This window comes from Paucisalibacillus globulus (assembly GCF_900184735.1).
In the GTDB taxonomy this organism is placed as follows: Bacteria; Bacillota; Bacilli; order Bacillales; family Amphibacillaceae; genus Ornithinibacillus; species Ornithinibacillus globulus_B.
Window position 1 is genome coordinate 337,341 of record NZ_LT855386.1, and the last position, 15,896, is coordinate 353,236.

Annotated in this window: 16 protein-coding genes; 13 read left to right on the forward strand and 3 right to left on the reverse strand. The window is 36.0% G+C overall.

The features are described 5' to 3' along the window. The first annotated feature begins 73 nt into the window (after positions 1-73). Together glcD and BN999_RS03805 are read left to right on the forward strand one after the other, a co-directional pair. Positions 74-1,486: a glycolate oxidase subunit GlcD gene (gene glcD / locus BN999_RS03800; RefSeq protein ID WP_096270061.1), complete on the forward strand. Its 1,413-nt coding sequence runs from the start codon at positions 74-76 to the stop codon at positions 1,484-1,486. Continuing rightward, positions 1,483-2,811 carry a (Fe-S)-binding protein gene (locus tag BN999_RS03805; RefSeq protein ID WP_096270062.1) on the forward strand — a complete coding sequence of 443 codons (1,329 nt, stop codon included), beginning with the start codon at positions 1,483-1,485 and terminating at the stop codon, positions 2,809-2,811. The genes glcD and BN999_RS03805 overlap by 4 nt, the downstream gene beginning before the upstream one ends. A 51-nt stretch (positions 2,812-2,862) precedes the next feature. Here the strand turns inward: BN999_RS03805 and BN999_RS03810 are convergent, their stop codons facing one another. Beyond that, complete coding sequence (locus tag BN999_RS03810) at positions 2,863-3,273, reverse strand: YwpF family protein (protein ID WP_096270063.1); 411 nt, start codon at positions 3,271-3,273, stop codon at positions 2,863-2,865. Between the two features lie 730 nt (positions 3,274-4,003). Between BN999_RS03810 and BN999_RS03815 the strand changes: the two genes are divergently transcribed. The 11 genes from BN999_RS03815 (at position 4,004) to BN999_RS03865 (ending at position 12,580) form a co-directional block, all read left to right on the forward strand. Then, positions 4,004-4,726 (forward strand): hypothetical protein, encoded by a 723-nt coding sequence (locus BN999_RS03815; RefSeq protein WP_096270064.1) that lies wholly within the window; start codon positions 4,004-4,006, stop codon positions 4,724-4,726. Positions 4,727-4,897: 171 nt separating this feature from the next. Next, entirely contained in the window at positions 4,898-5,104 is a 207-nt protein-coding gene (locus tag BN999_RS03820; RefSeq protein WP_096270065.1) for a DUF1657 domain-containing protein, read from the forward strand. Between the two features lie 55 nt (positions 5,105-5,159). Next, entirely contained in the window at positions 5,160-5,630 is a 471-nt protein-coding gene (locus tag BN999_RS03825) for a hypothetical protein (RefSeq protein ID WP_096270066.1), read from the forward strand. Positions 5,631-5,664: 34 nt separating this feature from the next. After that, positions 5,665-6,144 (forward strand): stage V sporulation protein AC, encoded by a 480-nt coding sequence (gene spoVAC / locus BN999_RS03830; RefSeq protein ID WP_096270067.1) that lies wholly within the window; start codon positions 5,665-5,667, stop codon positions 6,142-6,144. Further along, entirely contained in the window at positions 6,144-7,160 is a 1,017-nt protein-coding gene (gene spoVAD, locus BN999_RS03835; protein WP_096270068.1) for a stage V sporulation protein AD, read from the forward strand. Before spoVAC ends, spoVAD begins: the two co-directional genes overlap by 1 nt. Further along, the gene (gene spoVAE, locus BN999_RS03840) at positions 7,157-7,507 is read left to right on the forward strand and encodes a stage V sporulation protein AE (RefSeq protein ID WP_096270069.1); all 351 of its coding nucleotides are present in this window, start codon (positions 7,157-7,159) and stop codon (positions 7,505-7,507) included. The genes spoVAD and spoVAE overlap by 4 nt, the downstream gene beginning before the upstream one ends. 19 nt (positions 7,508-7,526) lie before the next feature. Beyond that, positions 7,527-7,730 (forward strand): DUF1657 domain-containing protein, encoded by a 204-nt coding sequence (locus BN999_RS03845; protein WP_096270070.1) that lies wholly within the window; start codon positions 7,527-7,529, stop codon positions 7,728-7,730. Positions 7,731-7,745: 15 nt separating this feature from the next. Then, entirely contained in the window at positions 7,746-8,603 is an 858-nt protein-coding gene (locus BN999_RS03850; RefSeq protein WP_096270071.1) for a DUF421 domain-containing protein, read from the forward strand. 101 nt (positions 8,604-8,704) lie between these two features. Continuing rightward, positions 8,705-10,225 (forward strand): spore germination protein, encoded by a 1,521-nt coding sequence (locus BN999_RS03855; RefSeq protein ID WP_176481861.1) that lies wholly within the window; start codon positions 8,705-8,707, stop codon positions 10,223-10,225. Between the two features lie 11 nt (positions 10,226-10,236). Continuing rightward, positions 10,237-11,346 carry a GerAB/ArcD/ProY family transporter gene (locus BN999_RS03860; RefSeq protein WP_096270072.1) on the forward strand — a complete coding sequence of 370 codons (1,110 nt, stop codon included), beginning with the start codon at positions 10,237-10,239 and terminating at the stop codon, positions 11,344-11,346. Then, positions 11,321-12,580, forward strand: a complete 1,260-nt coding sequence (locus BN999_RS03865; RefSeq protein WP_096270073.1) for a Ger(x)C family spore germination protein — start codon at positions 11,321-11,323, stop codon at positions 12,578-12,580. Before BN999_RS03860 ends, BN999_RS03865 begins: the two co-directional genes overlap by 26 nt. A 197-nt stretch (positions 12,581-12,777) precedes the next feature. Here the strand turns inward: BN999_RS03865 and BN999_RS03870 are convergent, their stop codons facing one another. Together BN999_RS03870 and BN999_RS03875 are read right to left on the reverse strand one after the other, a co-directional pair. After that, positions 12,778-14,157 (reverse strand): Glu/Leu/Phe/Val family dehydrogenase, encoded by a 1,380-nt coding sequence (locus BN999_RS03870; protein ID WP_096270074.1) that lies wholly within the window; start codon positions 14,155-14,157, stop codon positions 12,778-12,780. Positions 14,158-14,237: 80 nt separating this feature from the next. Next, positions 14,238-15,653: a hypothetical protein gene (locus tag BN999_RS03875; protein ID WP_096270075.1), complete on the reverse strand. Its 1,416-nt coding sequence runs from the start codon at positions 15,651-15,653 to the stop codon at positions 14,238-14,240. Positions 15,654-15,896 lie beyond the last annotated feature (243 nt).

Genomic DNA, 15,896 nt, shown 5'->3' on the forward strand with positions numbered 1-15,896 from the left:
TATTGTATATTAATCCATTTTCGCAAAGCGTCTTTTCTTATAGAATAAAAGAAAAACTCTAGGAGCATGCCCCATGCTAGAAGAACATTTAAAGAAGAAGTTACAATCTATTGTCGGTGAAGAAAACTATCAAGATTCTAAAACTAGTTTACTATCTTATTCATATGATGCAACTCCGGGATTTCAATCTCTTCCCGACGCAGTTATATCACCAAGAAATAAACATGAAGTTGCGGACATTGTGAAGCTTTGTAATCAACATAACATTCCCATTGTACCTCGTGGATCTGGTACTAATTTGAGTGCTGGAACAACGCCACTTTATGGCGGAATCGTTTTATTAATGAAACACTTTAATAAAATCTTAGAAATAGATGAAGAAAACCTAACTGTAAGGACACAACCTGGCGTCATTACACAAACAATAATTGAAGCAGTGGAAGAAAAAGGATTCTTCTATCCTCCTGACCCTAGTTCCATGAAGATATCACAAATTGGTGGTAACATTAATGAAAATTCTGGTGGCCTTCGCGGATTAAAATATGGTGTAACTCGTGATTATGTAATGGGACTAGAAGTGGTATTACCAAATGGTGAAATCATAAAAACAGGAGGAAAACTAGCAAAGGATGTAGCAGGTTATGATCTAACGAGATTATTTGTTGGTTCAGAAGGTACTTTAGGAATCGTTACAGAGGCAACATTAAAACTCATTCCAAAGCCTGAAACAAAGAAAACTATGCTAGTACTCTACCAAAATCTTGATGCTGCAGCAAAATCTGTATCTGCTATCATTGCCAATAGAATTATCCCTGCTACACTAGAATTTTTAGATCAACCGACATTAAAAGCAGTGGAAGATTTTGCCCAAATCGGCTTACCTACCGATGTAAAAGCGGTATTAATTATTGAACAAGACGGCCCTATAGAAATTGTCGAACAAGACATGGATAGAATCGCAAAAATCTGCAAGGAAAATCAAGCTATAGAAGTTACTTTAGCAAAATCCTCAGAAGATGCAGAAGCACTAACGACTGCAAGGAGAGCAGCATTATCAGCTCTAGCCCGTCTAAGGCCAACTACTATATTAGAAGATGCTACTGTACCTCGATCTGAAATTGCTAAGATGGTAAGTGCTATAGAAGAAATAGCCAGAAGAAACCAAGTAACTATTTGTACATTTGGTCATGCTGGCGACGGGAACCTCCATCCTACTTGTCTTACCGATATTCGAGATAAACAAGAAATGGAACGTGTTGAAAAAGCATTTGAAGAAATTTTTCACAAGGCTATTGAGCTGGGTGGAACAATAACGGGTGAGCATGGTGTAGGTGCGATGAAACTTCCCTATCTTCACTTAAAAGTAGGAGAAGCTGGGATTGACTTAATGCGAAACATTAAATTAGCATTTGATCCAAATAGCATTATGAACCCTGGTAAGGTCTTTACAGATATAAACAGGAAAAGAGTGGTGGTTCAAAAATGAAAACAGCTGAAAGGGAAAGAATCGCACAGGGATTTAAAGAAAAGATGGATTACGATCAAATACTTAATTGTATGCGTTGCGGCTTCTGCCTTCCAAGCTGCCCCACTTATATTGAGTCTGGCATGGATGAATCACAATCACCCCGAGGGCGAATTGCGATGATGAAAGCAGTTGTGGATGGTGAAATGGAGCCGGACGAAGATGTTAAGCGCTCACTTGATTTATGCCTAGGTTGTAGGGCATGTGAACCGGTTTGTCCATCCGGTGTAAAGTATGGTCACCTTCTAGAACAGGCTCGAGATATAATAAATCAAAATAAAAAGCAGTCATTACCAGAGAAAGCTGTGCGGGGAATCGTGTTTAACAATCTTTTCCCACACCAAAATAGAATGGTTGCAGCAACCAACCTACTTGGTTTTTATCAACGCTCCGGTCTACAAAAAGTAGCCAGAAAAAGTGGTATCATGAATTTCTTTCCAGAATCGTTAAGCACAATGGAAAAAGTTCTTCCTTCTGTACCTACAAAGAAAGAACTTAAAAATAGACCAAACCATTTACCTGCTTTAAAAAGACAAAAGAAAAAAGTTGCCTTCTTTTCTGGATGTCTCATGGACACCATGTTCATGAAAACAAATGATGCAACCATGAAACTCCTCCAATATGCAGGATGTGAAATAGTTATTCCAGATACTCAAAACTGTTGTGGTGCACTTCATGGTCACAGTGGCGAACGGGAAAAATCAAAAGAAATGGCAAAACGAAATATTCAAGCATTTGAGGATGTTGGTGCCGATTACATCATAACAAATGCTGGTGGTTGTGGAGCTTTCTTAGTAGATTATGATTATTTATTAAAAGATGATATAAATTGGTCTGAACGCGCCAAGGAATTCTCTGCAAAAATTAAAGATATTACAAGCATTTTAGTAGAATTAGATTTTGCAAATGAGAATTTAACATTAGATGAACAAATTGTTACGTATCAGGACTCCTGTCATTTAAAAAATGGACAAAAAACGTTTATGGAACCAAGGAAGCTGTTACAATCCATTAATGGTGTTACGTATATTGAGATGAAAGATGCAAGTAGATGTTGTGGTTCTGCAGGTATTTATAACATCGTAGAATCAGAAATGTCGATGGAAATTTTGGACTATAAGATGGACCAAGCAAAAAAGACAAGAGCAAAAACAATTGTCACAGCAAATCCTGGCTGTTTACTACAAATGAAACTAGGGATTGAACGTGAGGGTCTATCCGGTACAATGAGAGCTGTTCATATTGTAGATTTCTTATTAGAGGCTTACGAGAAAGACCACAGATAACACGGAGTTTGCACAGGTTAAGGCTAGTCTAATAAATAGGGCTAGCCTTTATTATAGAAGCTTTTTAAATCTATTCAATAGTTCTTCCCCTTCATAACCCTTCTCAATCAATTCACTAAGCATTTCTTCAATTTTACTATTTCTTTTATCAATGATTTTGCCCATAAACATAACATTAATATGTTTTCCAATTTTATTAATACTATCAATTGAAGTAATGAATGTTGCAGGTGCATTAGTTAATTTGCTTATTTTCACTTCAATCATCACTTGCTCTTGTTTTTCCTTCATTTCCTTAAAAAACTCTATATATTTTTTATCTAATAATGCCTCTATAAGCCATGTATTATTATCATCCTCCCGGTTAATAATGAGACCATCTAACAAATCAATATCTGTTTTCACGATCTCTTCATTTTGACTTTCAACAATTTGTAAAGCTTTTAACAAAAAAGTTTTCATAATTCTATTCTCCCCCCTTTGTGTCTTTAGTAATGAATCAGAAAAGAAGTAAATTATTTATCAAGTGTTTATTATTAAGTTTAGTTTACCAAAATTTATCAATAAATGATAACTAATTTAGGCAGTTATACTAACAATGTATGGAGGTTTCGCCTATGATTTCGCTAGTGATTACAATTTCTTTAATCATCTTTCTGATTGTTTTACTTATGATCCGCGCAAACCGTATAACCAAAGCCATTAGTATGAAGGAAAATATGGAAGAATAAAAAGACATAATTAATTATATAATCATTTAAGTTACGAGGCTGGGACAAAAGAGTTTTTGATTGTTTAGAATCCGAACGAACATGAAAAGCGCATAGACCCGCTCCGGAAATATACTACGCTTTCCGCGGGCGGCTGGTGAGCCTCCTCAGAGCTAAAGCTCTTCCGGGGTCTCACCGATGCCTATCCTCCCGCAGCGCATAGACCCGCTCCGGAAATATACTACGCTTTCCGCGGGCGGCTGGTGAGCCTCCTCAGAGCTAAAGCTCTTCCGGGGTCTCACCGATGCCTATCCTCCCGCAGGAGTCTCCGTATATTTCCGGAGCTGATGTGGCGTTTCGTTCAGGTTTTCAACTTTTACTTTTAGTTATGTCCCAGCCTCCTTTTGTTTATTATGTTACTTAGAACAAAAGTTACTGTATAATTAAATCAAAATAACACTTTGTACTGGAGTGTCAAAGTTATGATACGTGATTTACGTAGAGTTTTTCTTATACTTATACTATTTTTCCTAGTTTCATGTTCGAATAGTGAACCTGCAATCGTAAAAGTAAATACTCCCCCTGAAGAGGTAACAGATGAACCTGAACTTATTGAAGAATTGGTCAATGACGAAGAAGTAGATGAATTTATTGAATTTAAACTAAATGATGAGATTTTACGTGTGAATTTAAAACAAATTCCAATTCTTAGTGCCTATCTACACGCAGCTGAAGACAGACAATCCATTATTGAACAAATGGGTATTCAGCAAATGGTGAATAAAGAAGAAAATAGTATTTACTTATTAGAATTTGCATGTTTGGAAGATCAATGTTCCTACTTATTATTAGATGAATCAAGTGAAAATACAGGCTTATTAGTAGCCGACCTGGCGAGTTTCGAACAAGCTACGGTATCGCCGGAACAATCAAAGTTATTACTAAAATTCACTAGGGAATCAAACTATGAATATCCGTTATCCAATGCAGTTGTAGTTGATTTAGAAAATTGGGAAGTTCTACCGTTAGAGAATGAAACCATTACAAATAATTTATTTGATTTCCAGTGGCCAATTTTATCCGTTAATTGGATTGACGATGAAACCATATCCATATCTATTCCCGAAACTCTCGAAACGAATAAAGAACATCCAGATAATACAAATGATAAAGTAAATGAGGTAATTTTCAAGGTAGGGAAATAATAATATTTACCAGTTTTTCTTTAGGATAGACAATAATCAATATGCTAATTACTAAAGGTGTTCCAATCCGGAGCACCTTTTTTATGTGAATTGGAAACACCTAACAAGTATATTTCGATAATGTTTCAAGATGCTAAATAATGTAGGTTATTTTCTAAAGGAGGAATACTCATGACAGTTGGAAGTCAAATTAAACAAGCAGTAGCTGGTTTAAAAAGTGTACAAGCAAGTTTCGAGCAATTTGCACTACAAACAGAAAATAAACAAGCAAAACAGATGTATGAACAGGCTGCACAGCAAGCCCAAAGTATTCTAGATAATGTTGAGCCTCGTGTGCAACAAATCGAACAGGAAGAACCTCAGTACAAGGGATTTTAACTAGAGGAGAGGCTTCCCCTCTCCTCTTCTACCAAAATAGAACTAGGTGATAATAATGAAAAAGTACCGAATCATAATCATATATGGAATCTTCACATTGTTAGTATTAATTGGTTGCACGAATGAAGAAGCTAATCCATCTACTTCCCAGGGACAAGTGAATGTATCACAGATTTCATCTAAACAGATTTACGACCAGAAATTTGCAAATGAAGCAAAACAATTATTATCCCAAAAAGAAAATGTTCAGAAGGTTTTTGCTGTCAATACAAATGAATTGCTTATTATTGCAATAGAAGTTCCCCATCATGAACGGTTTCAACTATCAGAAATTAACAAAAAGTTATCAAAAGAGATGGATAAGAATTTTAAAGGTGATAACTTAACTGTTGAGCTTGCTACTGATAAAAAGATAATTTTAGAATTAGAAGTGCTTGAAAGACAATTACAAAACAATACCATTAGCCAAAAAGAGCTAAATAAAAAGCTAAAGCACATTAGCAAATTACTAAAGGAACAAACATAACACCAATTGGTATAAAAAGAAAGAAGGACTGATTATGGCAGATAAAAAGAAAAAAAACCTCCCTCCAAATGCTCAAGATTATCAAGATTCTCAAGATAAAAGAGAGGTTAAGCGTCCAATATTAAAAAATTGCATTAAAGCATTTTTAGTGGGTGGATTTATTTGTTTTATCGGCCAGCTAATTTCTACATTTTATATTTATTATTTTGACTTCACGGAACAAACAGCTGGAAACCCTACTACCGCAACATTAATCTTTATTACCATGCTACTAACAGGTTTTGGAGTGTACGATCGTATAGGTCAATTTGCTGGGGCAGGCTCTGCTGTTCCTGTAACCGGATTTGGCAATGCTGTAATCTCAGCAGCCATTGAGCATCGTACGGAAGGTTTTGTACTTGGAGTCGGTGGTAACATGTTTAAGCTCGCAGGTTCAGTTATTCTGTTTGGTGTTTTCTCCGCATTTGTTGTGGCATTAATAAAAACCATAATTTTAACATGGGGTGGATTATAATGTTGACTGGACACCGCACTTGGATATTTGAGAATAATCCCGTCATTATTTCAACTGGGACTGTTGGAGGTCCATTTGAAGCAAATGGGAACATTCCCCATGCTTTTAACATTTTACACGATGATATGTGGTTAGAACAAGCATCCTTCGAGAAAGCACAGCAAATGATGATGGAAGAAGCCTGCCAATATGCACTTAAAAATAGCTCCATCCAAAAAGAACAAGTGTCTTTTTTTATCAGTGGAGATTTAATAAATCAAATAACACCAACAAGTTTTGCCGCTAAAACAATTGGTTCACCTTACTTTGGTTTATTTAGTGCTTGTGCTACATCAATGGAGAGCTTAGCACTTGCAGCATTTATGATAAATGCAAATGGTGCAGATTATATACTTAGTGGAACATCTTCACATAATGCAGCAGCTGAGAAACAATTCCGTTATCCAACTGAATACGGAGGACAGAAACCTCCTACTGCACAATGGACCGTAACAGGTGCTGGCTGTGCGTTAGTTGCTAAAACAGGTCAAGGTCCAAGAATAACCTCGGCAACGATTGGCAAAATTGTCGATATGGGAATGACTGATCCGTTTAATATGGGCGGAGCAATGGCGCCAGCTGCAGTAGATACCATCATGACCCACCTAAAGGAAAGAAAGGTAGATATTTCGTATTATGATTTGATTATTACTGGTGATTTGGCACATATAGGAAGAGAAGTTGCATTAGATTTACTCCACAAAAACGATATAAATATACCGGAGGAGAAATTTGTTGACTGTGGTCTAACAGTGTACCGTGAAGATCAACCCGTCTTAGCTGGTGGTAGTGGCCCAGCTTGTTCAGCAGTTGTAACCTATGGTCATTTCTTGGATTTAATGAAAAAAGGGAAATTGGGAAAAATACTAGTTGTAGCGACTGGGGCCCTTCACTCCCCATTAAGTGTGAATCAAAAAGATCCAATTCCATGTATTGCTCATGCAGTATCTATAGAAGCTGGGAGTGATGTAACATGATTTTTTTCTGGGCATTTGTTATCGGTGGATTTATTTGTGTAATCGGACAAATCATGTTCGATGTTTTTAAATTGAGTCCGGGTCATACATTGAGTATTCTAGTGGTTTCTGGTGCTATTCTGGATGGATTAGGATTATACGAACCCTTAATTGATTTTGCCGGAGCTGGTGCAACAGTACCCATTACAAGTTTCGGGAACTCATTAGTCCATGGAGCTATGCAAGAAGCAGAAAAACACGGAATCATCGGTGTCATTACTGGAATGTTTGAGGTTACTAGTTCTGGTATTTCCGCTGCAATCATATTCGGTTTTATCGGAGCTTTACTATTCAAACCTAAAGGTTAGAACGTAAGGAGGATAAATGATGACTGTTGGTTCACAAGTAAAAACATGCTATGCGAGTATTAAAAACATCGAAGCAACCTTAGGAATACTAGCCAACCAAACGAATGAAGTTGATGCTCGGAATGCTTATCGAGAAACTCAAGAAATGATAACTGAAATAAAGAATGACTTAGAAAAACAGGTCCTAACGCTTGCTCGAGAGGAACCACAATACAACCAATAGAGAGGATTAGTAACTATGCCTGATTGGATTCAAATTATAATTCGTGCGTTCTCCCTCCTTATCATTTTATTTTTTTTTACGAAATGGTTGGGGATGAAGCAACTATCACAACTAAATATATTTGAGTATATTACTGGCATTGTTTTAGGCGGTATTGTTGCTATCCATGTGAGCACATTAGATAGTCCTATTCATTTTGCGTTAATATCTATGTTTATTTGGTTTATCTTCCCTTATCTAGTTGAATTAATTTCCTTAAAGAGCAAGGCATTTCGCAATTTTACCCAAGGAAAAAGCCGAGTAGTTATTCAAAACGGAAAGATTATGGAAGATAATCTAAAAAAGGAACATTATTCAACAGATGACCTATTGGAGAGTCTACGTGAACGAAATATCTTTAAAGTCGCAGATGTAGAATTTGCTGTTCTGGAACCAACAGGCAAACTTAATGTATTACCTAAAAGAGAAAATCGCCCAATTACAGCAAAAGACCTAGCATTAAAACTTGCTCCCGATCGGGAACCACAAACCGTCATTATGGACGGTAAACCACTACTCGAACCCTTGGCAAATATATCATTAAATCCTACTTGGTTAGAAACAGAATTAGAAAAAATGAATGTTAGTATAGAAAATGTGTTTTTAGGACAAGTGGATAGTGATGGGCAATTAACTGTTGATTTATATGATGATACTTTAGCTGTACCAAGCCCCTCCCAGAAACCACTCTTACTGGCAACCATGAACAAATGTCAGGCAGATTTAGAATTATTTGGTCTGGCAACTAATAATGAAATGTCCAAACAAATGTATCAACGAAATAGTGAAAAGTTACAAAAAGCAATTGATTATATTTCACCCTATTTACGTTAAAACCCTAATCTTGTAGGGTTTTATTTTTTGCTAATGTTACATAATTTTTCCTGTTAGGTGGAAACGTATAAGAAAACGGATAGTTGGAGTTGTTGTTTTCCATGTTGAAGAGATCACTTAGAAAAACTCATAAGAAGACCATTTCAAATGAAAAGTCCTCCAGTAAGGATATAAAGCTCAAAGAATCTGATATTCCATCTAATTTCGAGGAGACAATCGATACATTTAAATCCATTTATTCCTACCCCGACAATCAGGATGTAGTATTACGACCCATCGATATATCTGGAATAAATAAAAAATCAACTATCCTCTTTATAAATACTATAACTGACTCAAAAGCAATTGAAGATTATGTCATTAGTCCTTTACTTAACAATAATGATTCTTCCAAAAAAGTGGAAGATATTATTACGATTCAATCCATTAAGACAAAGAGTAAAGTTGGGGATATTATTACCAAGATTAATCAAGGAAATGCTGCCCTATTTGTAGAGGGTGAGGACCATGCATACTTACTTGGAGCGTCTAATTTTGAAAGTAGAGCAGTAGAAAAAGCACAAAATGAGAATGTTGTTAAAGGCCCGAAAGAAGGTTTTAATGAAAAGGCAACAACCAATATTTCATTGATTAGGAAAAGGGTAAAGAGTGAGAACTTAGTTGTTGAATCACACATTATCTCCAAACGATCGAAGAATGATTTATTCCTTTTATATGAGAAAGATCTAGTGAGTGACAAATTATTGCAGAACGTAAAGAACAGGGTCAATTCCCTTGATGTTGATGCTATCCAGAATCTAAGTCTACTAGAGCAATATATTGAGGAAAGGAAATATTCAATTTTCCCCACAATATTATATACAGAGCGACCGGATCGTGCTGCTTCGTTTATAGAAGATGGATATATCGTATTACTAATGGATAATTCACCCGATGCACTAGTGCTCCCTGCAACATTTTGGTCATTCTATCATACATCCGAAGAACATTATTTACGTTTTCCGTACGGGAATTTCACAAGGTTACTACGAATACTAGCTTTATTCATTACGTTATTCACCTCATCTCTATATGTAGCTGTGGTAACCTATCATTCGGAAATGGTACCGCCTGATTTATTATTAGCAATTGCTGCTACTAGAGAAAAGTTGCCATTTCCTGCTGCTGTTGAAGTATTTATTATGGAGTTTGCCTTCGAATTGATTAGAGAAGCAGGATTGCGTGTCCCAAGTCCTATTGGCCCAACTATTGGTATCGTTGGGGCACTTATTTTAGGACAAGCAGCAGTTCAAGCAAATATTGTTAGTCCAATTGTAGTCATAATTGTAGCCTTAGGTGGTCTGAGCTCCTTTGCAATTGGTGATATTAGTATGAATTTCACCATCCGGATTAGTAGGTTTTTACTATTACTTTCTGCTAGTTTTATGGGTCTATATGGAATTACAGCATTATTTACCATGGGAATATTTTATATGGTTTCCATTAAGTCCTTTGGCGTACCATATCTATCTCCATTAACACCAAGCTATGCGTCATCTGGGGATAAAATTTTTAGAAAGGTATTACAGAAAGAAATCCTAAGACCTGGCTACCTAAAACCTAAAGATTTGAAAAAACGATAAGGGGGGTACAAATGGAACAATCGAAACAGTTAATAGGTATAAAAGAATATATTGCTATAGTCTTACTAATGGTTGGTACAAAAGTTACGGACAACACACCCACTATATTATTTGAGTACATAAAGAACGCTGGTTGGATGGCACCAATTATTAATGGTCTGATTGCAATTTTTCCGATCTACTTATTAATTAAGGTTTTTACCATCTATAAGGGCAAAAGTTTACTCGAAGTGTCTGATCATCTATTTGGAAAATTTTTCAGTTTTATTATACTGTTCATAATGTTGGTTGTTGCATTTGGAGCAGTTATTGTAGATACAGCTATCTATACGGATATTATCGGAACCATGTATTTCACGAAAACCCCTACTATCATCGTCTACGGAATTTTAATGCTTGTATGTGCTTATGGAGCCACAAGAGGTTTTGAACAAATCGGCTCCGTTGCTTGGACAGTATTTCCCTACCTCCAGGTATCTTTATTTTTCGCGTTAATCTTAACTATTGGACAGGGAAATACTGCATTTATATTCCCGATTTTGGGTGATGGAGCATGGGAAGTAGTAAAAGAAAGTTCACTAAGACTTTCATTATATGCTGACTTCCTATATCTATTTCTATTTTATCCATATATTAAAAGTGAAATAGTCTTTAAAAAAGGGACATGGTTAGCACTGGTTTTCATAATAATGAACCTAAGTATTGTGATGGTTTGCTATATATTTTTATTTGATTATAAAACTATTATGCAGTTAAATTATCCGTATCATGAATTAATACGGACCATTTCACTTGGCTTTATCATAAATATGGAGGCATTTTTTTTACCATTTTGGCTTATTGCAACCTTTGTGAGGTTTAGTATCTATTTGTATATCAACGCCATTCTATTTGGGCATTTATTCAAAATAAAACACTTTGAATACCTGATTCCTTCATTAGCTACATTAATTGTCTTTTTAGGTATGATACCGGAAAATCCTACCTTTATTATTTTTGACATAAAAGAAAAGTTACTATTAATGACATCCCCTCTCTTTTTTCTCTTACCATTATTAATGTGGTTGGTTGCAATGTTTAAAGGAGAATTTAAAAATGCTAATAAAAGAAATATTAGGTAAGTTTATCTTGGTTTTATTCCTTTTACTATTTCTAAGTGGATGCTGGGATCAAAAAGAAGTAGAAGAGCTTGCCTTTGTAATTGCAATTGGAATTGACAAAGTAGAGGATAAAGAGAACAAAGTTAGAATCACATATTTGATTTCAAACCCAGAGGCAGGTTCCTCTGCACAAAGTGGTGGCTCACAGGAACCCCCAAGAGAGATAATATCCTTTGTAGCGGATGACTTCATATCCTCTAGAAATATGGCAAATTCAGTTATTGCGAAACAGATTACATATGATTTGTTACGAATGCTTATCGTTTCGGAGGATTTTGCTAGAGACGAGAATTTCATTAGATGGATTTATGATGCAACTAAATCGATGGAAATAGAAAGAGACATCAAATTATTAGTTACAAAAGAAGAATCTGCCACATTCTTTCAAAATAATAAGCCATTATTGGAAACAAGACCACATGAATACTTTGAAAAAATACTAGCTACTGGGAATGAGATGGGTACTATCCCCGAATCCCAATTATATCAATTTTTCCGAATTACGGAAGCGGATGCTGATTTATTTTTAGGGATATATGGTACAACGTTGAAAGACGAAAATATCCAGACAAGTGATGACCCTCAACAAATAACTGCTGGGGAGTTTGACTTTCAAGGAGAATCCAATCTAACCCAATTTTTAGGTTCAGCCGTATTTAAGGAAGCTATGATGATTGATTCATTAACAATCGAAGAAACTAGAATGGCTATATTATTAAACCCTTCTTTAAAACCAGGATTTTTTTTAGGAACAATCCCAGATCCATTTGATGAGAAGTATCGAATCGCCTTTCGTATGGAAAATGCTAGTCCGTTAAAATTCGACCTGAAACTAACTGGCGGAACCCCTAGTATCCATGTTACTGTTCCATTATTATTGGAAGTGTTGTCCAATCACAGTATGACTGGCTATCAAAAAGACGAAGAGAAAAGAAATAAGCTTGAACAATCAATAGAAGACAATCTTAACAAAGAATTTAATGACTTTGTTAAAAAAACACAAGAAGAATACAAGTCAGAGCCATTTGGCTGGTCTTTATTAGCAAGAAAGAAATTTAGTACTATTTCAGATTGGGAGAATTTTGATTGGATGGAAACATATTCAGATATGAAAATAGATGTAGATGTTCAAGTTAAACTTGGAAAATTTGGGAGACAGAGTGACTTACCCAGAATAGAGGAGATTAGAGATTGAGAATTTTTATTTGGTTAATAATACTAATTATGTTCTTTTACACACTAGGTTTTTCCATTACACTTTGGAAAGGAAAAACCAAGGTAGGCTCCATATTTGTACTTTGCTTAGCCTTAGCTATCGTTATCTCTCCCTTTTTTTCAGTACTAAAATGAACTGGCTTACATTATTCATGATAAGCCAGTTCATCCAATTTATTAGTATAACTTTCCTTGTCGATATAAAATTGTCGATAACTTCATAACTGCATGGATATAACAGTTTTGTCTTAATGAGAATGGATCACCAAAGAACTGTGGAAATACGGAATCAAAGGTCTTTTTCATTTTATCATATAATTTTTCAAATACTTGTTCCTCACTATAGAATTGTGTTTCTCTTCCTTGAAGCCACTCTAAATAAGAAACGATCACCCCTCCAGCATTTGCTAAAATATCGGGGATGATAATAACTCCTTTATCACTTAAGTAATCATCCGCTTCTGTAGTTACAGGTGCATTGGCTCCTTCTACAATTATCTTAGCTTTAGTATTTTTCATATTTTCAATATGAATTTGGTTCTCCAACGCTGCCAAAAATAATACATCCACATCTAGCCCAAGAATCTCCTCACGCTCTAGAATGTTAGCCTTAATATCTGCTCCACTTAGTTGATCCTCATTTATTGGAAGATCGCCTTTATTTAATGATACATATTTAACTAATGAGGGGACATCTAAGCCATCAGAATTATATAATGTTACATTGCGATCACTAACAGCAACAACTTTATTATTTAGGTGATTACATTGATAGGCTGATAGTGCTGCAACAGATCCTACATTTCCAAAACCTTGAATTGCAAGTTTGAGGGGTTTATCCCTTAATGATAAAGCAGTACGCGCAAAAATATTATCCCGTTCTGATAACCAACTTTTTTTATCTTGAACAAAATCATGTAATAAATATCGAAATGTGAAGTAGACACCTTTGCCGGTTGCTTCCCTTCTTCCTAGTGAGCCCCCATTAATCACACTTTTTCCAGTAAAACTCCCAAGGTAAGATTCACCAGGACGAATACTTTTATATTCTGCCATCATCCAGTCCATTTCACGTTCACCTGTTCCAACATCAGGTGCTGGGATGTCTTTATCCGGTCCAAGAATATCGCTAAAATATTGAACATATTTCTTACAAATCACATAAAGGTCCCGTTCACTAAATTCACGTGGATTAATTACAACTCCCCCTTTACCACCACCAAATGGGACTTCATGCAATGCATTTTTAAGTGTCATTAGTGAGGCAAGATTAACAACCTCATCCTCTTTAACAGTCTCGTGGAAACGGATACCCCCTTTATAAGGACCAAGAACATTATTGTGTTGAACACGAAAGGATGGAATTCGTACAACTTGCCCATTCTCTAATGCAATTCTTAGATAGGACTTATTAACATGATCTGGTGTAGAAAGGATAGAAAGTAAGGAATTAAATGCCTTCTTTCTATCCTCCCCAGTTAATTCTGTTAAAAAAGTTCGGTCATCTACTAATGCTTTTAAGGAATCCCTTACAATATCAACCGTTTGATTTGCCACAATATTACCTCCAACTATTTATTACTTCTAGTTTGATTGTAACAAAAGGAAACTTAGATACCAATTATAATTGTCTAAATTTACAGAATAAAAACTCCGAATAGTGTCATGACAAACAAACCAATGATTACTGGTAAGAAGTTTTTACGAACGAGTTCCATTACGGATACACCACAAAACCCAGCTATCGCAATAAGCGAAGACCATGCCACTATGGTTCCCCCACCAGTCCAAATAGCACCCATTTGGCCAATAGCAGCTAGTGTAGCAGTGTCCATACCTTGTGTTTCAAGTGAAGCGGCAAGTGCCCCTGTTAACGGTAACCCAGAGAATCCTGAACCATCTAGTCCTGTAATAATACCGATAATTAACACACTAAACGCAGCAAGTATCGCACTTTGTGGTAAAAACTCTTGGGTAGCTTCTACTAAACCAAATAGTAAAGACGGCCCCTCTTCCACTCCCATAATATTTCCTGCAAAATCACCACTTCCTAAAAAGAAGAACCCTGCAATAGGTATAACGGGTCCCATCGCTTTGAATGCAAAAACAAATCCATCTGTAATATGATTCGATATATAATCGAGGGCATGGTGCTTACCAAAAGCAACCGTTGAAAGAAGTAACAAAATAACTGCTACTCCACCAACAAATGCAGCCCCATCTCCGCCAACTAAGCCACCACTACCTGTAAATAGCTTATTGTACATCATGTAAACTACAACAACTAATAAGGAAAGTGGTACAAAAATAGCAAAAACTTTACTCCATCTTGGCAAATTATTAGTTTTTACTTCGTTGGTCGTGTTTTCTGCAGCATTTAATGTGTTTAATTCAGTTTCATTTCGTGGATCATCCTTAGTACGAATACCCTTACGATACATAAAGTATGCTAATAATATGGCAATACCACCGGCTATAACTGATAGAATTAATGATTTGTCAGCAACAGTACCTGCATCAATTCCAGCAGAGGTTGCCGATAAGCTAGGTGCTACCTGTACAATGTAGTCAGATGACAACGCCATACCTTGCCCAGCAAGAGCAATTGCAACAGCGGCTGTCATTGCTGGTAACCCAGCCCTTACTGCAGCTGGAACTAATAGCGCACATATTAACGGTACTGCAGGAGTTGGCCAGAAGAACAATGAAATAACATACGTGACACCTACTAATACAAAAAAGGATATATGGCCGTTTATCATGATTTTCTGAATCGGTTGAATCATTCTCACATCTGCCCCTAAATCCTTTAATGAATTTAGCAAAGCTAACATGAATGTAATAATCAAAAATATACTAAATAATTCTTGTGCAGCAATTAAATTAGCATTAAATATAGCGGTAAAACCATCTACAATACTTCCCTTATACACCCACGCAATAATAAATGTTCCTAATAAAGTCGGAAGAACGACACCTTTTCGGAATATCATGGTTACAATGATAGCTAGCGTAAAAATACCATAAAGCCAATGGGCTAAAGTAAGCTCCATTTACATCTTCCTCTCTTTCCGTTGTGCTATAGCCTATGCGGAGCTCATCACTACGGTGAAAGGGTAATTCAAAAAAATGGAAGTATATTTGTTCAACTCACATCCATTATAAAAGGGGCTGGGACAAAACCCCAGTAAATTAATATAAGCATGGTCCTTACCAACGTTTTAATGGTAAGGACCATGCTTATTATTTTTCGCACGCAATTTTCTGATATTAAAGTAAACAAAAAGGACACCATC